The organism is Parvibaculum sp., from assembly GCF_030651915.1.
In the GTDB taxonomy this organism is placed as follows: domain Bacteria; phylum Pseudomonadota; class Alphaproteobacteria; order Parvibaculales; family Parvibaculaceae; genus Parvibaculum.
In genome coordinates, this window is record NZ_JAUSBV010000008.1 from 90,190 (window position 1) to 113,791 (window position 23,602).

Below are 23,602 nucleotides of genomic sequence, written 5' to 3' on the forward strand. Positions count from 1 at the left end.
GGCGCCATGGGCCGGAAAATCCTTTTCATCACCACCGACCAGATGCGCTTCGACGCCATCGGCGCCAACGGCCAGAAGGTCGCGCGCACACCGGCCATCGACGCGCTGGCCAGCGCCGGCATCAACTACACCCGCGCCCACAACCAGAACGTCGTCTGCATGCCGGCCCGCTCGACCATGATCACCGGGCAATACGTGTCCACGCATGGCGTCTGGATGAACGGCGTCCCGCTGCCGGTCGATGCGCCCTCGGTCGCGCAATATCTCAACGAAAAGGGCGGCTACAAGACGGCGCTGATCGGCAAGGCGCATTTCGAGCCCTTCCTCGATCTCCACCAGCAATTCTACGAAAGCCAGATGGCGCGGCTGGGCGAGAACGGCCCGCATCGCGGCTTCGACCATATGGAGCTCGCCACGCATTCGCCGCTGATCCTCCACTACAATGAATGGATGAAGAAGAACGACCCGGAAGCGCTGGACTTCTTCTACCAGAACCTCAACGACAAGTTTCAGGTCAACGCCGCCGGCGGCGGCGACACCGGCGCCTGCCAGGTGCATTTCAACAAAATCGCCCGCGCGCATTACCACACCGACTGGGTCGCCGACCGCACCATCGACTGGCTTGCCTCGATCGGCACGCAGGACGACTGGTTCTGCTGGATGAGCTTCCCCGATCCGCACCATCCCTGGGACCCGCCGCAATCGGAACTCCACCGCCACCCCTGGCGCGAAACGCCGCTGCCGGATTTCTATCCGGGCTCGAAGGAAAAGATCGAGGAAGTACTGGCCGGCAAGCCGCGTCACTGGATGGAGTGGTACAAGGGCGAGCGCGTCACCAATTACGAAGCGCCGCCCGAATTCCGCGCCTGCGACATGACCGCCGATCAGGTGCGCGAGATCAACGCCTTCACCCATGTCGAGAACGAGTTGATCGACGAGGGCGTCGCGAAAGTGATGGCCTATGTCGAAAAGCGCGGCTGGGGCGACGATGTCGATGTCGTCTTCACCACCGATCACGGCGAATTCCAGGGCGAGTTCGGCCTGCTTTTCAAAGGCCCCTATCATGTCGACGCGCTGATGCGCCTGCCGATGATCTGGCGCCCGGCGAAATCGGCGAAGGTTGCGCCCGCTTCGGTCGAGAAACCGGTCGGCCAGGTCGATCTCGCCCCGACCTTCTGCGAAATCGCCGGCCTGCCCGTGCCTGAATGGATGCAAGGCAAGCCGATGCCGAAGACCGATGCCGAAGGCGACAAGCAGGGCCGCGAGCGCGTCTTCACCGAATGGGACTGCAAACATGTCGACGGCACCACCGTCGGCCTGCGCACCATCTATCGCGACGGCTACACCATCACCGCCTATCTCCCCGGCACCATCTATGACGGAACGGAAGGCGAGCTCTACGACCACAGGAACGACCCGCGCCAGTTCCGCAACCTCTGGAACGATCCGGCCCATGCAGCCATCAAGTCCGACCTCCTCACCGATCTTCTGGACAGCCTGCCCCCCGTCCGCGACCCGCAACTGGAATATGTCGCGCCGGTGTAAAGGCGCGGCGGTTGCCAGAAACGCATGCGCCCTGTATCCCGGAAGGCATTGACGCCATTCCGCAAGGACGCCCCATGCCCTCCCCCACCCCGCGCATGCTCGCCGAGAAAACCGGCGCCATCGGCTGGATGATTTTCAACAATCCCGAACGCCTCAACGCCGTCAGCCTCGATATGTGGCAGGCGGTGCCGGAAATCGTCGCCGCTTTCGACGCCGATCCCGAAATCCGCGTCATCGTCCTGAAGGGCGCGGGCGACAAGGCCTTCGTCGCCGGCGCCGACATTTCGCAATTCGGCGAAAGCCGTTCCTCGGCCGAGGGCATCGAAGCCTATGAAAATGCCACCACCCGCGCCTTCGACGCCATCGCCGAGGCGCACAAGCCGACCATCGCGATGATCAACGGCTACTGCATCGGCGGCGGCCTCGGCATCGCGCTTTCCTGCGACCTGCGCTTTGCCGCCGACCACTCGAGCTTCGGCATCCCGGCGGCAAAACTCGGCCTCGCCTATGCCGCATCGGGCACCGGCCGCCTGGTCCATGTCGTCGGCCCGGCCTTCGCCAAGGAAATCTTCTTCACCGCCCGCCGCTTCACCACCGACGAAGCGCTGGCCATGGGCCTTGTCAACCGCGTCACCGCGCCCGACGCGCTCGAAGCCTTGACCCGCGACACCTGCGCCACCATCGCCGAAAACGCCCCGCTGACGGTCGCCACCGCCAAGCAGGTGGTCGACGAATTCGCCAAGGCGCCGGGCAATTTCGACCATGAAAAATGCGAGGCGCTGATCGCCCGCTGCTTTGCCAGCGACGATTACAAGGAAGGCCGCGCCGCCTTCATGGAAAAGCGAAAGCCTCTATTCAAAGGCAAATAAGAACAACGAACCGAAAACAGGGAGCAACAAAAATGGGACGTCTCGACGGCAAGGTCGCCATCATCACTGGCGGCACCAGCGGCATCGGCCGCGGCACGGTCGATCTTTTTCTGAAGGAAGGCGCGAAAGTCGTCGCCGCCGACCTGCAGGACCACAAGGGCGAGGCGATGGAACGCGAACTGGGCGCGAACTTCTCTTATTGCCGCGCCAATGTCGCCCATGAAGACGAGATGAAAAATCTCGTCGCCCACACGGTGAAGAAATTCGGCCGCCTCGATGTGCTCTTCAACAACGCCGGTTATGGCGGCGTCGGCGGCGAGCTGCACGAAATCGACATGGCCGGCTTCGACGAAACTGTCGGCGTGCTGCTGAAAGGCGTCGTGCTCGGCTACAAATATGCGGTGCCGCACATGACGGCGCAACAATCGGGCTCGATCATCTCGACGGCCTCGGTCGCCGGCCTGCAGGCAGGCTACGGCCCGCTGGTCTATTCGGCCTGCAAGGCCGCCGTGCATCATTTCTCGCGATGCGCGGCGCTGCAGCTCGCGCCGCATTTCGTCCGCTCCAACGCGATCTGCCCCGGCGGCATCGCCACCTCGATCTTCGGCGCCGGATTGGGCCTCGGCACCCAGGTCGCCGACCAGTTCGCCGAAGTGATGAAGACCCATCTGGCGAAAATCCAGCCGACCCCGCGCTCGGGTCTCCCGGAAGACATCGCCAATGCCGCGCTCTTCCTCGCCAGCGACGAGTCGAGCTTCGTCACCGGCCAGACCATCGCGGTCGATGGCGGCCTCACCGCCGGCCCGATGGCGACCCTCGGCAAGCGCATCGATTTCGAAAAAGTCATCGGCGACTTCCTCGCCGAACTGCCCGAGGATGCGAAGAAGCCGGCCTGACCGGTATCTCGATACGTACTATAAGTATGTACGTCTGCTTGACATACGTACAATATTTAAGTACGCTTGGCCATGATCAGGAGCTTTCGCGACAAGCGCACGGCGGCGCTCGCTGAGGGGAGGCCTGCAAAGGGCATTCCTGCCGACGTTCTCCGCCGCGCCGTCGCGAAACTCTTCATGCTCGACACGGTGACCCGCGTTGAAGACCTGCGCGTACCGCCCGGCAACGAGCTCGAAAAGCTCCGGGGCGACAGGGCGGGCCAGTATTCGATCCGCGTCAATCGCCAGTGGCGCATCTGTTTCGTCTGGCGCGACGGCGATGCCCACGATGTCGAGTTCGTCGACTATCACAATTGAATTCGAGGAAGACGTCATGTCCCGCAAAGTTCCGCTCCCCCATCCCGGTTCGATCCTGAGGACCGAGTTTCTGGAGCCGATGGAAATGTCGGTCTATGCCCTGTCGAAGGCCATCGGCGTTCCGCGCAGCCGCATGAACGAAATCTGCAACGGAAGGCAGGGCATTTCCGCAAGCATCGCCCTCCGTCTCGGGCGCTTCTTCGATGTAGACCCGCAATGGTTCATGAACATGCAGGCGAAATACGACCTGCATGTCGCCAACAGGAAGCTCTCGGCCACCTTGTCGAAGATCGCCCCACACCGTCACGCGGCCTGACTACTCGCCGAGGCTCCGGCCCGGCTTGCCCACGCGCAAAACCGCGTCGGTCGCACAGTTGAACGAGGCCGCATGTTTGTCCGCCGCCGCGCGCGCCAGCGCGTTGGCGTCGGCATTCGCCCGCGCATCGACATAGGCGACATGGCAGGCCTCGGCGCCGATCTTCGACACCACCAGCACCTGCCCGTCGCTGAACCTGCCGTCGCCGCCATCACATTGCGTCAGGTAGCGCACAATGGTGGCAAAGGCCTTGCCGTCCGTGCCGAGCCGCCATTCAAGCATCTTGCCGAGCCGGTTGAACGGCGCCAGCGTCTGCCCGGAAAGCATCTTCTCGCGGTCCTGATCGTCGATGATCAGGAAAAAGCGCAGATCGCCCTCCATCACCGTCACGGTGTGCTCGCCGAAGGCCGGACAGGTAAACCACGCCGCGCTGGTGATTTCGTCTTCCACCATGAACACACAATCATTGGTATCGATGCTGGAATATTGCGACGTCGCCGCGCCGGCAGCCGACGCCAGAAACACGCCCGCCAGCAGCGCAAGAACCGCCTGAATTCGCCGCATGTCTCCCTCCCCGCCCGTGAAATCTCCAGTGAATTCCCCAGTGAAACCCCGAATGTAGCAGCGCCCCCGGCGGCGGCAACGGTTTGGCAATCTTGCCCGCCTAGCCTCGCCCCATGAGCAGCCCCGCCGAAAACCCTCCCGCCGCCCCGGCAGGCGCCGAACGCCGCCTGTTCCGCCGCATCGGCGCGCGCCTCGAGGGCCGTCTGGTCTTTGCCGGCGTCGATGCCGAATGCCTGGTCCACGACATGTCGGTGACCGGCGCCGTGGTCGAGGTCGCGCCGCTGCCGGCGCTGGGCGCCGAACTGGCGCTCGAGGTCCCGGGCGTCGGCTTCGCCCGCGGCCGCGCCCTGCGCTATCCGGATGAGGGTCTGGTCGGCATCGAACTCGACATACCCCCGGCACGCCGCGATCGCATCGCCGACCGTCTGATCCTCGCCGCCTTCCGTTCGCCGCCGCGCCGCGAAGACGGCTGACCGGCAGTCGGATCGTGACATTTCGCGCAATCTTCGGTTGGGCCGGGCGGCGACGCTCGCTAAACTCCGCGGCAACGTGAAACCGGGGAGATAAAAATGCCGCTCAAGAACAAGGTCGCCATCGTCACCGGCTCGGCCACCGGCCTTGGCGCCGCCGTCGCGCTGCGCCTGGCCGACCAGGGCTGCAACGTCGTCATCAACTACACCAAGAGCGAAGCCGAAGCGAAGGAAACGCTGGCCGCCTGTCAGGCAAAGGGTGTCGAGGCGATCCTCGGTCAGGGCGATGTCGGCGAAGACGCCGATTGCCGCCGCATCGTGCAAACCGCCGTCGACAAATGGGGCCGCGTCGATGTGCTGGTCAACAATGCCGGCGGCACGAAGTTCGCCGACCACGCCAAGCTCGACGAATTGAACGCCGAGGATTTTCTCTGGATCTACAAGGTCAATGTCGTCGGCGCCTATCAGATGATCCGCGCCTGCGAGCCGCACATGAAAAAAGCCGGCAAGGGCTCGGTCGTCAACATCTCCTCGATCGCCGGCGTCACCGGCATCGGCTCCTCGGTCGCCTACGCGGCCTCGAAGGGCGCGCTCAACACCATGACGCTGTCGCTGGCCCGTTCGCTGGCGCCGATCATCCGCGTCAACGCGGTCTGCCCCGGCTTCATCGGCACCCGCTGGTTCTCCGACCGCTTCGGCACGCAAACTTTTGAAGGCATCAAGCGCCAGCAGGAAGAAACGACGCCCTTGCGCCGCGCCGGCACGCCCGAAGACATCGCCGCCGCCGTCGTCTTCTTCTGCGGCGAAGGCTCCGACCACATCACCGGCGAAACCCTGATCACCGATGCCGGCCTCCATCTCGGCTACGCCCCGCTGACGGCGCGGTAGCCGAAACTCACCCCTCGAGAAACTTCAGCACCGCTTGCTTGTAGGCCGGATCGCCGACCGTCTTCATATGATCGCGCTTCGGCACCGTGACGGCCCGCGCATCGGGGATCAGCGCCGCCAGCGGACCGGGCGCGCCGGCCTGTTCGTCCGTCTCGCCGGCCACCACCAGCACCGGCCGCACGATCCCGGCAAGACCCGCCACCGGAAAGGGCCGCCGGATCGCCTCGAAACAGGCCGCCAGCGCCAGCCGGTCCTGGCCCATGCGCTCGGCGAACAACCGGAAGCCCAGCGCGTCCTTGTCGGCAATCCCGGCCGGATCTTCGGCCAGCAGCGCCGCCACCACCGGCCCCGGATCGCGGTCGTCGTCCATCAGCCGCGCCCCGACACCGGCCGCGATCACCCGGTCGAAACGCGTCGGATGCGCCATCGCGGCGACCAGCGCCACCATCGCCCCCATCGAATAGCCCATGATGTCGGCGCCCGCCGCGCCCAGATGATCGAGCAGCCCCACCAGGTCGCCGGCCATCGCCGGCAGCGTGTAATCATCGACCGCATAACAGGCCTCGCTGGCCCCGTGTCCGCGCATGTCGGGCAGGATGACGCGGAAGCCGGCATCGATCAGCGCGCGGCTCCAGCCGGTCTCGATCCAGTTGGCCCGATGCGTCGAGGCGAAACCATGCACCAGCAAGATCGGATCGCCCTCGCCCTCGACGCGAAAACCAAGCTTCAACCCGTCCGACTTGAAATATTCCACCTTGACCTCCGCTGACCGCCGCCCGCTCACAATATCGACCCGACCCCGCCAGCGCGAGCCGCAAGAAAGGGTTTTTGCACGCAGAGGCGCAGAGACGCAGAGGTGCTGCGATGCGGAGCAAGCGCATCAGGCTTCCACCGGCGCTGTTTTCTTTCTTGCCGGGCTTTGCCCGGCAAAAGCAGTCGCGGGTGAATGAAAACGGCGGCCGGCCGCGCATACAGGCACCTCTGCGTCTCTGCGCCTCTGCGTGAATCCCTTCTTTCTTCCCTTCTTCGCGCCTTCGCGTGCAAAAACCTCTTCTTCTCCGCGACTCCGCGTCTCCGCGTGCAAACCCTTTCTTTCCTTCCCTTTCCCCCCGGTGGAAATCGCCCGCCAATGCGGCTAGGCTCAACCCCCAAACGGGGAGAGAAAAATGACCGACGCCGCCACGCTGAAACGCGAAACCTGCGCCATGATCGACGCGATGTCGGCCGAGCTTCTCGCCGTCAGCCATGAAATCCATTCGAAACCCGAACTGGCCTTCCACGAACACGAGGCCGCCCGCATCCTGACCGCCGCGCTCGACCGCGCCGACCTGCCCGTCACCCGCGGCGCCTTCGGCCTCCCCACCGCCTATGCCTCGAGCTTCGGCACAAGCGGCCCCGAAGTCGCGATCCTGTCCGAATATGACGCGCTCCCCGGCATCGGCCATGCCTGCGGCCACAACATCATCGCCACCACCGGCCTTGGCGCATCGCTGGCGCTGGCGAAACTGAACACCCGCCTCCCCGGCCGCGTCCGCTATCTCGGCACCCCGGCCGAAGAACAGGGCGGCGGCAAGGAACTGATGGCGCAGGACGGCGCCTTCGACGGCGTCGACGCGGCGATGATGGTCCATCCGGCCGGCGTCGATCTCGTCACCATGCCCTGCATCTGCGTCTCGGAAGTCGCCGTCACCTATCGCGGCCGCTCGGCCCATGCCTCCGCCATGCCGCATATGGGATTGAACGCGCTCGACGCGCTGATCACCGCCTATCAGGCGATCGCGCAACTGCGCCAGCACATCCGCCCGACCGAGCGCATCCACGGCATCATCAAGAAGGGCGGCATGGCGCCCAACATCGTGCCGGACGAAACAGCCGGCGTCTTTTATGTCCGCGCCGCTTCGGCCGAAGACCTGGCGCCGCTGAAAGCCCGCGTCCAGGCCTGTTTCGAGGCCGGCGCGTTGGCGACCGGCTGCACGGCCGAAATCAAATGGGCGAAAGCCGACTATCTCGACCTGAAGACCAGCATGCCCCTTGCCGACGCCTATGAGGCCAACGCCCGTTCGCTCGGCCGCGACTTCTTCCCGCTCTCGAAAATGCCCTCGGGCTCGGCCGGCAGCACCGACATGGGCAATATCAGCCACCGCGTGCCCTCGATCCACCCGATGATCGCCTGCGCCCCGCCCCATGTCGTGATCCACAATCCGGAATTCGCCAAATGGGCGGCCTCGGATTTGGGCGACAAGGCCTGCCTCGACGGCGCCAAAGCGCTCGCCATGACCGCCATCGACTACATGACCGACGCCGCGATGCGCGAAAAAGCCAGATCGGATTTCGCCGCCACCGCCGACAGCTCGGCCCGCTCCGTCGCCGCCGCCTACGACCCCAACGGCGCCACCAACATCGGCGGCTGCGGCTGCAGCTAGATCCGCCACGCCCGCGCCACACGCCTTTGCAAGAAAGATTTTTCACGCAGAGGCGCAGAGACGCAGAGGTGCTGCGGCGTGGCGCCAACGCATGAGGCTTTCACAGGCGCTGTTTTTTCTTGCCGGGCTTTGCCCGGCAAAAAATAGCCGGGCGACAGGAAACGGGAGCCGGCCGCGCATACAGGCACCTCTGCGTCTCTGCGCCTCTGCGTGAACCCTTCTCTTCTCCGCGCCTCCGCGTCTCCGCGTGAACCCCTTCTTCCCTTCGCCTCACGGCAGATTGGGCGGCCGCTCGGTTTTTTCAATTTCCTTGACGCGCCCCGCTCTCGCGCTCACGCTCACTCAACCGGGGCGGAGGGTGCAGAAAATGAAGATGGCTTTTGGAGCAATCGCGATCGCCCTCGCACTCATCGGCTCGCCCGCCACCGCGCAGGCGGAAGAACCGGACGACGAGTCGCTGCGAGCGTTCCTCCTCGAATGCGACAGCCACCTCGACGATTGCCGCGCCTATCTGGACGACGCCGTCATGCTGGACATATCGGTAGGCATGAGGCTCTCGAACAAACCGGAACCGGCCTGCGTTCCGTCCGAGCCCGGCAGAGCGGCTGACATGTTGCTCGCTCACATGCGCGACCTCGCCCGCGATCCCGCATGGGCCGAGGGTCCGTACGAGGACGCCATGATGCAGGCGATGGACGATGCCTTTCCCTGCCTGGCGGGTTATTTTCGTTGAAATCCTTTCCCTTATGACAAGTTGGGCGCGCGCCGGTTTGCGCCAACTCCCCGACGAAACGCACCGCCGCCGCTTGACGCGCCCCGGCGACAAGCCCACGCTCTCCCAACCGGTATGGGCCGGTATGGGGGCGAGGAAAATGAAGACGGCCTGTAGGTCAATCTCGGTTGCGCTCGCATTCTTCGGGTTGCTCGCCACCGCGCAGGCGGAGGAACCGGTCGACGATTCGCTGCGGACATTTCTGCCCGAATGCGACGACTATCTCGACGATTGCCGCGACTATATGAACGAGTTCATTGTGTCGGGCATGAAGCTCTCGAACAATCCGGAGCCAACCTGCATTCCGCTCGAACACAACAAGGCGGCCGACATGATGATCGCGCGCCTGAGTGAACTCGAGCGCGATCCCTGGTGGGCGGAGGAGCCGTACGGAAACGCCATGATGCAGGCAATGACCGACGCCTTCCCCTGCCTGACGGACTACTGACCGCGGGCGCATGAACCCTTCGCTGCGAAAAAGGGTTTTTGCACGCAGAGGCGCAGAGACGCAGAGGGGAATGCATATGTGGCAGGCTCCCGTTTCCAATCGCCCGCGACTGCTATTGCCGGGCAAAGCCCGGCAAGAAAGAAAGCAGCGCCTGTGAAAGCCTGATGCGCTTGCGCCGCATCGCAGCACCTCTGCGTCTCTGCGTCTCTGCGTGAACCCCTTCCCTTCTTCGTGTCTTCGCGCCTTCGCGTGAACCCCTTCTTGCTTCTCTTCTCCGCGCCTTCCCCCTGCGCTGCTTCGCAGCTTCGGAGGACAGGCCGCGTCTCCGCGTGAACCCTTCTTCCCTTACGGCAAATTCGGCGGCCGTTCGGTCTGCTCGATTTCCTCGGTGAAGCGTTCGTCAAGCCGCCGGCGCAGTTCCGACTGTTCCTTCAGTCCGATCGGATAGAACCAGATGATCGCCGCCACCAGCGCGTTGCAGAGAACCGGCGCGGCGACAAACACATAGGAAAGCCCGGAAACCGCGCCCGGCGCATTCTCGCCCTGCGGGTTGAAGCCGATCAGCGCCAGCGTCCAGAAGACGACGCCGACGGCCACCGCCCCGCCCGTCTTCTGCGTCAGCGTCAGCAGCGCATAGAACAGCCCGGTCCGCTTCTGCCCGGTATCGAGTTCGTCGATATCGGCGACATCGGCCATCATCGAGCGGTAAAGCGTCGTCGTCGTGCCGACATTGACGCCGAGAAACACCAGCACCGCCGCCGCCGCCCAGACATTGCCATAGGGAATAAGGAAGATCACCGGCGCGAAGAAAACGTTGAACAGCGCCGCCAGCACCACGGTGCGGTGCTTGCCGATCCGGTAGCTGATCTTGAGGATCACCGGAATGAAGCCGATACCGCCGAAGAAATAGAGCAGCAGCAACAGGCTCGCCCAGCTTCCGACGCCCCACACCAGCGTCGCCTCGTAAATATACATCGAGGCGAGTGCGGCGCCGGCAAAGCCCGACAGGAAATCGGCCGCCAGCAGCCGCCGAAGCGGCACGTTGCGGAAGAGCGGCAGCACCTGCGCGACGAAACTCGCATGGGCCTGCGGTTTGGCCTTGCGCTCCGGCACCAGCCACAGATTGAGCGCGACCGCGAAGGGCAGCACGATGATGATGAACCAGCCCATCGAGGCGACGCGCGCCGCATCGACATTCTCCGGCGCCATCCACTCGATCGCCGCCGGCAGCAGCAGCACCAGCGGCACGCCGAGCAGCTGGAAGGCCTCGCGAAATCCCTGAATGCGCGAACGCTCATTGTAGTCGTCGGAAAGTTCCGCCGCCCAGGCCATGTGTGACAGCGTCAGCAGCGTCCAGCCGATATAGAGAAAGAACATCCAGGCGAGCAGATAGACGGGCCCGATGGGCGCCGTCGGCGAAAACACCATGAAGGCCGACAGCATCAGGATCGGCACCGACAGCACCAGCCAGTGCCGCCGCCGTCCCCAGCGCGAGGGAAACTTGTCGGAGAGAACCCCCATCGCCGGATCGGTGAACACGTCCCAGAAGCGCGCCAGCATGAAGATCGTGCCGACCGCGGCGAGCCCGAGCCCCATCGGCCCGGCATAGAAATGCGGCAGATAGACACCAATCGGCAGCCCCAGCGCGCCGATCGGAATGGCGGGTCCGGAGAAAGCCGCAAGACGCCAGGAAGAAAGACGATGGCCGTTCATGAAAAAATGCCTCGTATAGGGTCAAGTGTCGGGCGGCGTTTCGGCGTCGGAAATGGTCTGGAAAAACATCTCATCCTGGGATTTATTCCGGGGACTCAATCCACGCTGCGGCAAGCGGAGAAGTGAAGATTTTGCACGCGGAGACGCGGAGCCGCGGAAAAGAGAAGATTTTTTGCACGCGAAGACGCGAAGGAAGAAGATGGATTGCGCCTTCGGCGCGAAGCGCCAAAAATCTTCTCTTTCTTCCCTTCTTCGCGCCTTCGCGTCTTCGCGTGAACCCTTCCCTTCCTTCCTCTCTTCTCCGCGCCTCCGCGTCTCCGCGTGAACCCCTTCTTCCTTCCCTTCTTCGCGTCTTCGCGTGAACCCTTCTCTTCCTTCCCTTCTCCCGAAGCTGCAAGGCGGCACAGGGAGAAAGCCGGGTTCCATGGGCGGCTGCGGCAAGCGGAGAAGTGAAGACTTTGCACGCGGAGACGCGGAGCCGCGGAGAAGAGAGATTTCATTGCGCCTTCGGCGCGAAGAATTCTTCGGCGCGAAGCGCCTGAAATCTTCTCTTCTTCTTTCCTTTTCCGCGCCTCCGCGTCTCCGCGTGAGTCCTACTTCCTTCCCTTCTTCGCGCCTTCGCGTCTTCGCGTGAACCCCTTCTTTCTTCTCTTCTCCGCGCCTCCGCGTCTCCGCGTGAACCCCTTCTTTCTTCCCTTCTTCGCGTCTTCCTCCTGCGCTGCTACGCAGCTTCGGAGGACAGGCCGCGTCTCCGCGTGAGTCCTTTTTTCCTTCGCTCAGCTGATCCCGGCCAGGAAATCCATCACCGCGCCCTTGAACATCGGATTGGCCAGCGCGAACATATGATCTGTACCCGGAATGATTTCGGCCCGCGCATCCTTCATCCGCGCCGCGAAGGGCCCCGGATCGCCGGCCAGATCGTCCCGCGCCCCGGCGATCACCAGAACCTCGTTGCGAATGAGCCCGAGATCGGCGCCCCGGTCGCTCCCGCGCGGCGCCCGCGCACAGGCTGCCAGCGCCTTGAGGTCCTGCCCCAGCCCCTCGGCATAAAGCCGGAAGCCGCGCGCCAGCGGCTCGGTGATGCCCTCGGCGCTGTCGGCATCGAGCGCCGCCGCCACATCGCCGATGCCGGAAGAACCCGTCAGCGACTTTTCGCCGACCCCGCCCAGAATGACGATGCCGAAGCGGTCGCCATGATGCGCGGCCAGATGCGCGGCGATCCCCGCCCCCATCGAATAGCCCATCAGGCTGGCCCGCTCGAGCCCCAGATGATCGAGCAGCGCCAGCGCGTCGCCGGCCATCTTCTCGACTGTGTAATCGGCGGGATCGTAAAGCTTCGAACTGGCCCCGTGCCCGCGCAGGTCGAAGGTAATCGCCTGCCGCCGCGCTCTTGTGATTGCCTGCACCCAGCCGGTGCGGATCCAGTTGTCCTCGGCCGTCGCCGCGAAGCCATGCACCAGCAGCATCGGCTTGCCCTCGCCGGCCACCTGATAGGCGATCGAAACGCCTTGGGAAGAAAATTCCGGCATCGCCTCAATCCGCCGGCACGCCGGAGCTCTGCGCGTCGGAAGGATGCCCCGTCCGCGCCGCGATGGCGGTCGCCGCCGCTTCGAGCCCGCGCTTCTCCAGCACCTCGCGGTTCTCGCGCTGCTTCTTCTCGTCGATCGGATAGAACCAGAGAATGCCGGCAACGGCGATGCTGATGATGCAGGCCGGCCAGACATAGACCCCGCGCAAGGCGTTGAGCACTTCCGGCGTATTCTCGCCGCGCGGCGTGAAGCCGATCATGTCGAGCATCGTGTAGCCGCCGAAAATCGCCACCGCGACGCCGATCTTGTTGGTCATGGTCAGCATCGAATAGAAAAGCCCCGTGCGCTGCTGCCCGGTGCGCACCGTGTCGTGATCGGCGACATCGGCCATGATCGAGCGGAACAGGAACGGCCCGGCCGCCATGTTGACGCCGCAGAGCACCCACACCGCCAGCGCCGCCGGCGCATTGCCCACCGGCACCAGCAGGATCAGCGGCACCGACGCGGCGTTGAACAGCGCCGAATAAGCGGCGGTGCGGTGCTTGCCGAGCTTGCGGCTGAGCCACAACATCACCGGAATGAACGACACGCCGGAAATGAAATAGCCAAGCAGCATCAGGCTCGAATATTTGCCGAGCTGCAGCGCGTCTTCGGCCAGAAACAGGAACATCGAGGCGACAAGCCCGCCCGAAATGCCGGAAATCAGATCGGCCGCCAGCACATTCTGCAACGGCCGGCTCTGCACCAGCGCGGCAATCGCCTCCTTCATCGGCACATGGCCCGGCCGCGGCGTCGGGCGCTCCGGCACGAAACGCACCGCCAGGAACACGGCAATCGGCAGCAGGATCAACACGAACCAGCCCATCGAGGCGACGCGCGCCGCGGCCACGTCTTCGGGCCCGGTCATCTCGATCAGCACCGGCAGCGTCAGCACGAACACCATGCCGAGGATCAGCGCGATTTCGCGCGCGCCCTGCACGCGCGAGCGCTCGTGATAATCGGGCGTCAGCTCGGCGCCCCACGACATGTGTGAAATCGTCAGCAGCGTCCAGCCGACATAAAGCACGAACAGCCAGCCGACCAGATAGAGCGGCGTCACCGCGACCGGCGGCATGAAGATCATGAAGACCGACAGCATCATGATCGGCACCGAGATCACGATCCAGTGCCGCCGCCGCCCCCAGCGCGTTTCGTATTTGTCCGAGACGATGCCGAGCACCGGATCGGTGAAGACGTCCCAGAAGCGCGCGAACATGAAGATCGTGCCGACAACGGTCAGCCCCAGCCCCAGCGAGCCCGCATAGAAGGGCGGCAGATGCACGGCCAGCGGCAGCCCCATGGCCGAAATCGGCGCCGCCGGCAGCGCAAAGGCAAACAATGTCCAGCGCGAAAGCGGCTTTCGGCCCGTCTGGGTCGTCATGATAGGGGGTTCCTCCTGTTTCGCCTCCGGCGCCCTCGGGTCTTGATCGCCCGGTGTCCGCCACACTCCGCATTATCGCCGATGCCGCGCCCGAACCAAGACCCTTTCGCAGTCAGGGCCTCACATTCGCGTTAGCTCCTCCCGGCCTATAGCCGGGAGGAGCTAATCGCGCCGGCTTGTCCGCCGTAGCCCCTTGGCGAAGGCGGATAGCACCCCCAACGCCCCACCCCGGCAATTCCGTCGCACCGCCCGGCCGAAATTAGTCGCACAAGCGTCGCTCTCGGCCGCCCCCCTTCTTCCCACCCTCCCCTCGGGGAGGGTCAAATCGCCGAAGGCGATTTGGGGCGGGGGACTGCGCTCCCGGCAAATGGCGCGCTGTGTGTCGTTCCTCGCCACCCCATCCCTCGCTCTCCAATTCGTCTTTGCCGGACCGGACCGAAGGTCCGCGGCCCGGCAATCCAGAAGCCGCAAAGCGGCGTCAGGAACACGACTCATTTCCACACCTCTCCGGCAGGGTCGAAAATTCTGTCAGACCCGCGCATAACGGTCACGGGGTCATCCGACAGCTTCTTGCAATACCCGATACATGCCAATGTGGCCAAAGGCGCGAAACCGATTGCCGGTTTCGCCGCTGCACACGTCAGAAAGAAAAACAATGCGGAAGACGAGAATGCTCGCTGTGGCGGCAACACTCTTCTCTGTGGCAGTCGCCATATCCATTGCCGTCTATTTCTACAGCACCGGCCCCGATGCGGCGAAACGGGCTGTGGCAGAAGCGGACGCAAGGTTCGAAGCAGATCGTCGGCGCGAGGAAATCGCGACGATAGAACCTCTCAAGGTCCAACTTGACGCCGCAGACCGGCACTATGAGTTTATAAAAAATTCCAGGGCATCAATTGAAAACGACATCGTTGATGTCGCCAACAATGCCAGTCATTTGAAATCCGACCAGAGAGAATTGAACAATGTCACCAGCCATCTGGCTTCCCGATACCGGGGCCTCGGCGTTGATCTTGGGCCCACGTCGGAAAGTGTAGAGGAGCTGATCGGCAAGCTCCACGCGCTGAGGCTCCGGCAGCTCGAAGCAGGCAGTGCAGCGTTGGAGCTTTCAATTGCGGTGCGTGGTGCACTGGCTCAGGCACAGCTGACTGCCGTTCGGAACGCCACAGGTTCTGCCGCATTGGCGAGGGTGTTGCGATCAACGGACGGCGCCGCAGAGCGGATTGGCATCGAGATCGCGTCGGACCCCGCTGCAGACGCCGCCATTCAGTCGATGCGAGACATTGCATTCAGGAGATTGGCTATCGCCATTACCGGCCTGACGATCATGTTTCTCGGATTCTTGTATGTCCTCAGGTTTCACTGGAATCCGAAAACAGCATAGCACTCCCGACAGTCCCTCGCCCCGCTTCTCCCACACCAGCCCAAAATAAACGGAATGATCCCCGCGACGCAGGTATCGAATCGCTGAGTTGTGGCTGTCGCTTACCGACTCGCCACCATTTCCGCCACATATTAAGCCCGCGTAGGTTGCATTAGGCCACGCGGCCTACTTAATAACCCGTTGTTTTATATAGATATTTTTAATTTCAAACCAAAGCGCACTTAACACAGCGAAAGTCTATTGCTTTCATTCCACCGCGCCTGTAGTCGTTGGACATGGACAAGCTCGATCAAGCGATAGTGGCCAAGCGCCGCGAGGTGGAAAAACTCAAGATGCAGCATCACACTGCGTCCCTTGAGCTGAAGGCGCTTGAGCGTGCCGCCGCCCTGCGACCGGGGGCAACCCCCGTCACTGACCGCGTAGAAGACAGACCTCAGAACGCAGTGACTGCCGCGAAAGCAAGACCGCGAACGCGAGAACGCATTCGCAAAGGCGGTCGCAAAGTCGGCTCAATATCAAAGGATTGGCGCGAAGTTCTTCACATGATTTTTGTGATGGAAAACAAGCGTCAAACGTACCCGGATATTCACAGCATAGCCCAAATGATGGGACTCAATGTGAGTGAAGCAAGCACTCGTGACCGGGTTCGCAACATGGTGAAAACAGGGCTCCTTAGTGGGACGCCCGAAAGAGGATTCGCGGTGACGGATGAGGCAATCGCCAAATTCGGATTCGCTCAAAGCAATGAAGCGCCCGCCGGAAAATCCGGGAGCGCTTCAGAAGCCGGTGAGGCTGCAACCTCGCCAAACGAGAGCCGACCAAACGCGTGATCGGCTGAACATTCCTGTGCCGAACAGGCCAGAGCCGGGGCTGGTAGTCCCCGGCAACTGAAAGGAGTCAAAATGCTGAAACTTGTAACCGCAGCGGGTTGCAGAGCCGGTAAAGTGGACGGCTATACACTTCCACTAAAGTTGTTAGCGTTCTGACCGTGGGCGGGCGGCGCAAGCCGCTCGCTTATGGTTTTGCTACCATTCAAGGTAGAATCTGTCAAGGAATCCAACATGTTGACGCTTGCGGAAGCTACAAAAACTGTGCGGTTGCACGATTTTGTCACGCAAGAAGAAGCGCGGCATCAAGGCTGCGGATGCCAACGCATATGATCGCGCCTTGGGGGCGACAATCAAAGCGCCCCAATCAGAAGATCAAACTCGGAAACAAAAATAAAGGTGGCACCGCGGCGAACTCCGGAGCCCATGGGCCTATCGCCAACTAGCGACCCTCGCCGCGCCGGCTTGTCCGCCGAAGCGCCTCGGGAGGGAAGGTGGAATCTCTGGCGAAAGCGGGGCTTAGGGGGAATAGCGGCTACCGCGCGTCTCGCGCCGCCTTCATCTCTTCCACGATGGCCTGCGTCTCGACGCTCACCCGCGTCACCCGCTTCAGAAGATCGACAACCGTCTCCTTGTAGTCGGCGAACCTGTAGGTGTTGAACTTCTCGCGGATCGTCAGATCTTTCGGCTTCTTTTCTTTGTACTGGTCGAGAATCCATTCCAGCGCCGAGCGGTTGCCGAGCTTGTAGTCCCACGCTTCCGGCGGAATACCAGTCAATTGCGTCTCGCTGTCGAGCTGGATGTTCCCCGCATCCTTGTCCGCCTTCAGCATCGCCTTGGGCGCCAGCCCCGCCTTGGCGGATTTCTCGTCGGCCACATCGATCCGCTCTAACGGCCAGGGCTCGACGGCCTCATAACCGATATGAAGCGCCATCAGCGCCTCGCCCCACGCCGACCATTTCCAGAAATCGGCATAGAAGGGAATGCGCGGAAACTCGCGTTTCAAATTCTGTGCATATTTCTCGCGATAGACGGGATCGTGCAGCACACCATAGACGTAATGGAAGATCGCATCCTTGGTGATCGGATGCTTCGGCTTCTTCTCGCCCTTCTCGTAATGCGCGCGAAACTGCTTCAGCGCCCAATCGGTGATGTTGTCGACCAAACTCCCATTAGCTTCTAATCGAGACCTTGCGAAAGTTTGACTGCCTCCAGACGCTGGACTGACAAAATTCAAGTCTGGAATTCTATCGATTGCGAGAGAGAAATAGGGTTTTCCCGATGAATCCCCCATTATTGTTATGGCCCTATTAGCGACCGACCCATCATGGAAAAACTTCGCCGTGAGATTACCCATTTCATTTAAGTGCTCATCTCGGTAAAGCCACTCAGAAATAAAAGGTCTGTAGTTCGCTCTCACAATTTTGCGCTCATCGAAGACGTAGGCAATTTTCCGCGCAAGGTCGCGTTTTACAGCCCGGGTCCATTTGATCGAATAATTTAAGCTGTCGGCTATTTCTTTAGCGGATTTCAGATGTTCAAGACTCTTCAAATCATCGTTATATGTTTGAACTAGATAGCGAACTTTGGATGAAAGATGCGATCGATCAAAATCATAGACCCAGTCGTCCCGATTAGTTGCGACACCAAGAGAGTACAATTTGAAGATTGCTTTCTCTTTGGATGGCACACGAGCAGACTTTGTTTCTTTCGTACCGATTGGAATTAGCGAACCAAAGTCGTTATCAGAAAGGTTAATCCAGTCGTTCTTTTCACTCGGTTCAACTTCGTCGAAACGCAAAGCCCCAACCGTTGTGGCATCAAGAAAGGCTAGCTTCTCCTCCGCCGTCTCCATCTGCGGCCTGCGCACATAGCGGATGCGGCACCCCTTCGCCTTGTGCCGCTTCACCATGAAGCTGATGGCAACGCCCGTCTGAATGCCGAACACGTTATGCTTCGTGCCTGACAGCCTCGGGTCGGCCCGCACATCGCCGCCGAGATCGACCACATAGATATCATTGAATTCCTCCGCCACCATCTTGCGGAAGCCGTCAAAGGTCCGGCTCTCTATGAAGCTGCGATTGCTGATGAAGGCAACGATGCCGTCATCCGCCACCCGGTCGGACGCCCAGCGGAAGAAGCGCGCATACATGTCGTAGAGCTTCGTCTTCTGCGCCGTCGAGGCTTTGATGTAGCTCTCCTTGATGCGCCGGTCGATGTCGGGATAGTCGCGGTTCTTGTTGTTCTCGTTCTCGTTGAGTTGGTTCGCGTTATAGGGTGGGTTACCGATCACGACGCTGATCTTGCGCCGGTTCTGCCGCTTGATGCGCTCGACATTCTCTTCGCTCATCGCACCGAAAAGGTCTCCTACATGTTGGCCCTTCCTGGTGCCGAGAGCGGCCACATTGTCCAGCGTGTCAACGAAACAAAGGTTCTGGAATTCCTCATACTCACCGGTAATCGCCGCATAGCTCGCCTCGATATTGAGGTTCGCCACGTAATAGGGAAGGATCGCGACCTCGTTCGCGTGCAGCTCCTCCATATATTTGTGTTTCAGCTTCGCCGGCTGGCCGCGAAAATGTTCGATCAGCTCGGTGATAAACGTGCCGGTGCCCGCAGCCGGGTCGAGAATCTCGACATGCTTGTCGATCAGCCGTTTGCCGAAATGCTGCTGGCAGAGCCAGTCCGCGCTTTCGATCATGAAGCGAACGATCTCGTTCGGCGTATAGACGACGCCCAGCCGGTCGGCGGCCTTCTTGTTATAGACCTTGTAGAAATTCTCGTAGATGACCTTGAGGAAGGTCTGCTTCTCGTGATGGTTCGAGATTTGCGCCGCCGCCGCGCGGATCGCCGCATAGTAGGATTCGAGTCCCTTCAGCGTCGTCTTCTTCAAACCGCCCGTGAAGAACGTGCCTTCCAGCGCGTAAAGCTCGCGCGCCACATTGTTGTGCTGGTGGAATTCGCTCTCGTCAAACACCTTGGAGAAGATTTCTTCCGTCAGGATGTGCTGGATCAGCATTTCCCGCACATCGGCGTCCGTCAGGCTCGGATTGATCGTCTCCTGCGCGTGTTTCAGAAATTTAGCGGCGGCCTTCTTGAACTTCGGCTCCTCGCGATGCGCCTTGTCGATCATCTCGCGCAGCGCATCCAGCACGGCCGGAAGGTCGGTCTTGAACTGCTCCACCGCCTTGCGGAAATTCGAAATCTCCTTCCGCTCGTACCCGAAAAAGAGATTGAGCAGCTTTTCCAGTGCTTCCGGGTCCGTCACGTCGCAGCGGACAATCTCGTTGCGGTTCTGGATCAGCACCGCCGTTCGCGAATCCTCGAAGATGATGTTGTCCTGCGGATAGCCGCGCCGGAACTTGGTGGCGATCTCATCGTCGAGATCGTCCTTCTCGTCCTTCGCCTCCCAATAGCCGAACGGCACGCGCAACTCGTGCAGCAGCGCGCCGTCCGCATAGCGGCGGTCCTTGGCGCTCGTCTCGAACTTGTATTCGGGAATAAAAATTAGGTCTTTCGAGCGGCCCCAGTCCTTCAGCAGCGTCTTGAACGCCTCGCGGACGACGGACTCGCGCACCTCGCCCGAGGCCCGCCTGAGGTCCGAAAGGTCGTTCAGATATTTCTGGATCAGAATCTGGCTCACTGCGGCCCGCCCCCCGATTCGGTCGATTCAATACCGTATGGCGCTTTGACCTGGCGAGAAAGCAACGGTTGACGCTTCATCAGCCTCAACCGCACCGTAGTCGAGAAGCCAATGGGTCCCGCCTGCGCGGCCAAAGCCGCAGAGCGGCGCAGGCTTGGGATCGCACCTGTGGGTATGTTGACGGCTGCCCTTCTTCCTCGCGTCTTCGCGCCTTCGCGTGAAAAAATCTTCTCCGCGCCTCCGCGTCTCCGCGTGCAAACCTTCTTCTTCCCGCAATCCCGAATATGACAGTTTCGTGACAGAAGCGACTTATCCCGCAAAACGGCACTTATCCCCGCCCCTGCATCGCACAGCAACAAAAAGTGATCGGCACGACCGGAAGACACCTCCGAGTGAAAAATAACTCCGTCTACGGATCAACTGCCCCGCCGCCATGCCGCACCGCCCGAAGTGACCGCCGGTTCAGTAGCGGCGGCAGGGCCGGATCCGTTCCGGCAAATTTCCGTCAAGGGGGGATATCTCGTCCCCTCAGGGAAAAACCCACTTATCCCTCAACTTGTCCCCGGCCCCGGTGAAATGCGGCGAACAACAATCTGCCGCCGTGAAAAGGGTCCGGAGCGCCCCCGAACCCCGTTTGTGACAGTTTTATGACAGTTCCGTGACAGAGGGGGGGGTCGGCGCCGCCATCGCTGCTGCCCTTTCAGCCGGAAAACCGTTTTGGATCAATCGCTTGAGCGGCATTTCGGCAGCCGCGACAGCGCCTGCCACAGCGGCAGCCGCCGCGGCCGCCCTTTTGCGGCCAGATCATCCGTACACGGATTTATCGCGCGGCCCTTGCCGGAAGGCGCCAACCGCTCTAGTTTCGGCGCCGGATTCCTCGAAAAATGGAGCAGAGGCAATGGCGGGCGGCGCAGTTCCGAAATTTTCCAACCAGGCCGGCGCGCGCGAAATCGCCATCGGCGTCAAGGAGTTCACCTGCATCGGCGCCAACCCGCCCTTCGACCATCCGCATATCTATCTCGACATGGGATCCGAAGCGGAAATCGTCTGCCCCTATTGCTCGACGCTTTACCGCTTCGATGCCGGCCTGAAGCCCGGCGAGAGCCGGCCGGCCTCGGCGCTCTGGCACGAAAAGCTGAGTGCCTGAAAGCACTTGCGCATGACAGCCGCCGCCTGACCGGGTCATGGAACCGGGCCTCACCCTTGCCGGCGCCGCCGCGCTTTTCGGCGCCATGGCGCTCCTGGCTGCCGTCCCCTCCGTCAGTGTACTGATCGTTTCGGCGCGGGCGGCCACAGGCGGCCTGGCGCATGGCGCGCTTGCCGCCGCCGGCATCGTCGTGGCCGATATCCTATTGATATTGCTGGCTCTTTTCGGTCTGGCGCTGGCCGCCGACGCGCTCGGGCCGGCCTTCCACTGGCTGCGCTATGCCGCCGCCCTCTGGCTCCTCTGGCTCGCCATCGGCCTTGCCCGCGCTGCCCGCCCGCCCGCCGCCGCCACCCCGGCGGCCCCGTCGCGGCGTTCGAGCTTCATGGCGGGCTTCCTGCTAACCCTCGGCGATCAAAAGGCAATTCTCTTCTATCTCGGCTTCTTTCCGGCCTTTCTCGACCTTGCCACGCTGACCGCGGCCGACGCCGTCGCCATCGTCCTGATCGCCATTGTCGCGGTCGGCGGCGTCAAACTCGCCTGGGCCTTCGTTGCCGCGCGCACCGGCGGCATCGTCGGCGCAGCGGCCGGCCGCGCCCTCAACCTCGCCGCCGCGCTGGCCCTTCTCGCCGTCGCCGCCTGGCTGGTGCTGACGGCGTAAACTCTTCTGTCGATTGAGATTTCAGGCCCGCGAAGGCTGGCCCGCCGAGCCGAAGCTCGCAGAGCGGAGGCTGGTGGCCCCTGCGGGACTCGAACCCGCACTCCCTTTCGAGAAGCAGATTTTAAGTCTGTTCGGCAGTGGTGCGGGCGGCGGGGGTCGAACCCGCAAGCCGTTGATCGGCAAGGAATTTTAAGTCCCTCGTGTTTGCCAGTTTCACCACGCCCGCCTGCCCGGTGCTGCCGATCGGCAACATATCAGCAACAGGCGCCGCAACAAGCTTCACTTTCGCCGGCGCTGGCGCCGCGCGAGCAGCGCGTTGATGGCGGCTTCGCCCGCGTCTGCAAGGCGCATGTGATGTGCGCCAGCGGCGACGTGTTCCTCTAGGGACAGTTCCCGGCCGAGGTAGTCGAGATTGAACCACGCGCCCCTGTCGGTCTGCTCGGTGTAACCGCCGACGCCACCGTAGCAGTAGCAGTTCTTCTCCGAGTGATACCAGAAGCGCTGGCGGTTCGGCTGGCCCTCGTCGGGACCGTCGTCAAGCTCGCAGAGCCGGTCGAGCATCCGGTTCACCAGTGCGCAGGCTTCCTCGGCCTGCTCCGGGCTGGTGATCTTGTCGAGTTCGATCCACACACGGTGGCCGGGACGCTTGCTCTTGGTCGTCTTCGTCATGGTGTTCGTCTCCGTTAAGCGCGGGCGGTGGCCGGCGCGGGTGTGTCCAGAAGGGCGACCGCTTCAGCGAGGTTCTGCGGCGCAAGGTGGGCGTAGCGCATCGTCTGCGTGATCGTCTTGTGACCCATCAGTTGTTGGACCACGCGGATCGGGACGCTGCGCTGTACGAGGCGCGAGGCAAACGTGTGCCTGAGCGCGTGAATGACGAACTGATCGTCGTCAGCATGGCCGAGGTGAGCGCGTGCGGTGTCCCATGCGTGGCGCATCTCGGTGTACTTCACAGGCCAGAGGGCGCCGCCGTCACCTGTGGCAGCCAGCCGCCCTGCGATGATCTTGGCGGCACGGGCGGTGAGCGGTACGGTGCGCGGCAGGTCCGCCTTGTTCACCCACACGGTCACGCTCAGGGCAGCCTTGCCGTCAGCGCTCAGGCCAACGTCTCTCGGAACCATAGCGAGCAGTTCGGAAACGCGGAGGCCGGTGTCGGCGAGCACTGCGAACGCCTCGGCGAGGAGGTGCTGGCCGATGAACCGCAAGCGCGCCTGCATGGCGGCCTCCTCGGTGTCGGTGAGCCATCGGATGCGGCCGGTGCGTTCCTTGCGACGCGGGAAGCGCGGCTTGGACGACAGGCCGCCACGCTCGACCGCGACTGACAGCGCCTTGCTCAGTGACGCGAGCTTGCGGTTGATGGTGCCGTCTGAGTTGCCCTTAGCGATGCAAGCCGCGACGAAAGCGTCAAGCGCGGTGGTGTTGATGGCAGACAGGCGCAAGCCGGCGCCGAAGTGTGCCTCGACCTGTGCGGCGTTGATACTGTGCGAGCGGAACGATCTGCTCCCCCGCCAGTCCGTCGCCTTGGTGACGCTGAACGCGTGGCCGAGCGTCCATGTCTGCTGCACGTCCTGCGCGCCCTCGGCGATGATGTCAGCGCGCAGTGCAGCCTGCGCAGTGACCGCTGCGGCTATCGTATCGCACGTCGCGGTGCGGCGGTGGCCGTTGACGGTGACATCGACAAAGAACTTGTCACCGCGAACACGCACGCCGCGTGGAAGCGTGATCTTTTTCGCCAT

The 23,602-nt window shown here is 62.5% G+C and carries 23 protein-coding genes and 1 tRNA gene; 15 read left to right on the forward strand and 9 right to left on the reverse strand.

The genetic code is table 11. The features are described from left to right. The first annotated feature begins 6 nt into the window (after positions 1–6). From Q7V31_RS11815 to Q7V31_RS11835, 5 genes are all read left to right on the forward strand, one after another. On the forward strand, positions 7–1,545 hold the full coding sequence (locus Q7V31_RS11815; protein WP_304734548.1) for a sulfatase: 1,539 nt from the start codon (positions 7–9) through the stop codon (positions 1,543–1,545). A 74-nt stretch (positions 1,546–1,619) separates the two neighbouring features. Then, entirely contained in the window at positions 1,620–2,414 is a 795-nt protein-coding gene (locus Q7V31_RS11820; RefSeq protein ID WP_304734551.1) for an enoyl-CoA hydratase, read from the forward strand. A gap of 32 nt (positions 2,415–2,446) precedes the next feature. Then, complete coding sequence (locus tag Q7V31_RS11825) at positions 2,447–3,310, forward strand: SDR family NAD(P)-dependent oxidoreductase (RefSeq protein WP_304734552.1); 864 nt, start codon at positions 2,447–2,449, stop codon at positions 3,308–3,310. 72 nt (positions 3,311–3,382) lie between these two features. Continuing rightward, on the forward strand, positions 3,383–3,667 hold the full coding sequence (locus Q7V31_RS11830; RefSeq protein ID WP_304734554.1) for a type II toxin-antitoxin system RelE/ParE family toxin: 285 nt from the start codon (positions 3,383–3,385) through the stop codon (positions 3,665–3,667). A gap of 16 nt (positions 3,668–3,683) precedes the next feature. After that, a complete protein-coding gene (locus tag Q7V31_RS11835) occupies positions 3,684–3,983 on the forward strand; it encodes a HigA family addiction module antitoxin (RefSeq protein WP_304734556.1) in 300 nt (99 codons plus the stop codon). On the opposite strand, the gene Q7V31_RS11840 is transcribed toward Q7V31_RS11835, so the two are convergent. Next, positions 3,984–4,547, reverse strand: coding sequence for a hypothetical protein (locus Q7V31_RS11840; protein WP_304734559.1), 564 nt, complete (start codon positions 4,545–4,547; stop codon positions 3,984–3,986). It lies immediately after the preceding gene. A gap of 113 nt (positions 4,548–4,660) precedes the next feature. Between Q7V31_RS11840 and Q7V31_RS11845 the strand changes: the two genes are divergently transcribed. Together Q7V31_RS11845 and Q7V31_RS11850 are read left to right on the forward strand one after the other, a co-directional pair. Further along, positions 4,661–5,020: a PilZ domain-containing protein gene (locus Q7V31_RS11845; RefSeq protein ID WP_304734561.1), complete on the forward strand. Its 360-nt coding sequence runs from the start codon at positions 4,661–4,663 to the stop codon at positions 5,018–5,020. Between the two features lie 96 nt (positions 5,021–5,116). Continuing rightward, positions 5,117–5,905: an SDR family NAD(P)-dependent oxidoreductase gene (locus Q7V31_RS11850; RefSeq protein ID WP_304734563.1), complete on the forward strand. Its 789-nt coding sequence runs from the start codon at positions 5,117–5,119 to the stop codon at positions 5,903–5,905. A 7-nt stretch (positions 5,906–5,912) separates the two neighbouring features. Here Q7V31_RS11850 and Q7V31_RS11855 read toward each other — a convergent pair whose 3' ends face one another. Next, on the reverse strand, positions 5,913–6,659 hold the full coding sequence (locus Q7V31_RS11855) for an alpha/beta fold hydrolase (protein WP_304734565.1): 747 nt from the start codon (positions 6,657–6,659) through the stop codon (positions 5,913–5,915). 412 nt (positions 6,660–7,071) lie between these two features. On the opposite strand from Q7V31_RS11855, the gene Q7V31_RS11860 reads away from it, so the two are divergent. From Q7V31_RS11860 to Q7V31_RS11870, 3 genes are all read left to right on the forward strand, one after another. Further along, a complete protein-coding gene (locus Q7V31_RS11860) occupies positions 7,072–8,328 on the forward strand; it encodes a M20 family metallopeptidase (RefSeq protein ID WP_304734567.1) in 1,257 nt (418 codons plus the stop codon). A gap of 373 nt (positions 8,329–8,701) precedes the next feature. Continuing rightward, a complete protein-coding gene (locus Q7V31_RS11865; RefSeq protein WP_304734568.1) occupies positions 8,702–9,061 on the forward strand; it encodes a hypothetical protein in 360 nt (119 codons plus the stop codon). Positions 9,062–9,200: 139 nt separating this feature from the next. After that, positions 9,201–9,548 carry a hypothetical protein gene (locus Q7V31_RS11870; protein ID WP_304734570.1) on the forward strand — a complete coding sequence of 116 codons (348 nt, stop codon included), beginning with the start codon at positions 9,201–9,203 and terminating at the stop codon, positions 9,546–9,548. Between the two features lie 345 nt (positions 9,549–9,893). Here Q7V31_RS11870 and Q7V31_RS11875 read toward each other — a convergent pair whose 3' ends face one another. After that, positions 9,894–11,261: an MFS transporter gene (locus Q7V31_RS11875; protein ID WP_304734572.1), complete on the reverse strand. Its 1,368-nt coding sequence runs from the start codon at positions 11,259–11,261 to the stop codon at positions 9,894–9,896. Here Q7V31_RS11875 and Q7V31_RS11880 point away from each other — a divergent pair. Next, positions 11,250–11,387, forward strand: a complete 138-nt coding sequence (locus Q7V31_RS11880; protein ID WP_304734575.1) for a hypothetical protein — start codon at positions 11,250–11,252, stop codon at positions 11,385–11,387. The two genes, Q7V31_RS11875 and Q7V31_RS11880, sit on opposite strands and share 12 nt — an antisense overlap. Before the next feature lie 650 nt (positions 11,388–12,037). Here Q7V31_RS11880 and Q7V31_RS11885 read toward each other — a convergent pair. Continuing rightward, positions 12,038–12,790: an alpha/beta fold hydrolase gene (locus Q7V31_RS11885; protein WP_304734577.1), complete on the reverse strand. Its 753-nt coding sequence runs from the start codon at positions 12,788–12,790 to the stop codon at positions 12,038–12,040. Positions 12,791–12,794: 4 nt separating this feature from the next. Further along, positions 12,795–14,210: an MFS transporter gene (locus tag Q7V31_RS11890; protein ID WP_304734579.1), complete on the reverse strand. Its 1,416-nt coding sequence runs from the start codon at positions 14,208–14,210 to the stop codon at positions 12,795–12,797. Positions 14,211–14,880: 670 nt separating this feature from the next. On the opposite strand from Q7V31_RS11890, the gene Q7V31_RS11895 reads away from it, so the two are divergent. Then, the gene (locus Q7V31_RS11895; RefSeq protein WP_304734581.1) at positions 14,881–15,594 is read left to right on the forward strand and encodes a hypothetical protein; all 714 of its coding nucleotides are present in this window, start codon (positions 14,881–14,883) and stop codon (positions 15,592–15,594) included. 275 nt (positions 15,595–15,869) lie between these two features. Then, positions 15,870–16,424: a hypothetical protein gene (locus Q7V31_RS11900; protein ID WP_304734582.1), complete on the forward strand. Its 555-nt coding sequence runs from the start codon at positions 15,870–15,872 to the stop codon at positions 16,422–16,424. Positions 16,425–16,956: 532 nt separating this feature from the next. Here Q7V31_RS11900 and Q7V31_RS11905 read toward each other — a convergent pair. Further along, positions 16,957–20,064, reverse strand: a complete 3,108-nt coding sequence (locus Q7V31_RS11905; protein WP_304734584.1) for a type ISP restriction/modification enzyme — start codon at positions 20,062–20,064, stop codon at positions 16,957–16,959. 898 nt (positions 20,065–20,962) lie between these two features. On the opposite strand from Q7V31_RS11905, the gene Q7V31_RS11910 reads away from it, so the two are divergent. Beyond that, a complete protein-coding gene (locus Q7V31_RS11910; protein ID WP_304734587.1) occupies positions 20,963–21,211 on the forward strand; it encodes a zinc-finger domain-containing protein in 249 nt (82 codons plus the stop codon). Positions 21,212–21,248: 37 nt separating this feature from the next. Continuing rightward, on the forward strand, positions 21,249–21,869 hold the full coding sequence (locus Q7V31_RS11915; RefSeq protein ID WP_304734589.1) for a LysE family transporter: 621 nt from the start codon (positions 21,249–21,251) through the stop codon (positions 21,867–21,869). Positions 21,870–22,007: 138 nt separating this feature from the next. On the opposite strand, the gene Q7V31_RS11920 is transcribed toward Q7V31_RS11915, so the two are convergent. The 3 genes from Q7V31_RS11920 to Q7V31_RS11930 all read right to left on the reverse strand — a co-directional run bounded on the left by Q7V31_RS11920 (position 22,008) and on the right by Q7V31_RS11930 (position 23,602). Next, a tRNA-Leu gene (locus tag Q7V31_RS11920) sits at positions 22,008–22,095 on the reverse strand. 53 nt (positions 22,096–22,148) lie between these two features. Further along, complete coding sequence (locus tag Q7V31_RS11925; protein ID WP_304734591.1) at positions 22,149–22,538, reverse strand: hypothetical protein; 390 nt, start codon at positions 22,536–22,538, stop codon at positions 22,149–22,151. Between the two features lie 14 nt (positions 22,539–22,552). Continuing rightward, positions 22,553–23,602 carry a site-specific integrase gene (locus tag Q7V31_RS11930; protein ID WP_304734593.1) on the reverse strand — a complete coding sequence of 350 codons (1,050 nt, stop codon included), beginning with the start codon at positions 23,600–23,602 and terminating at the stop codon, positions 22,553–22,555.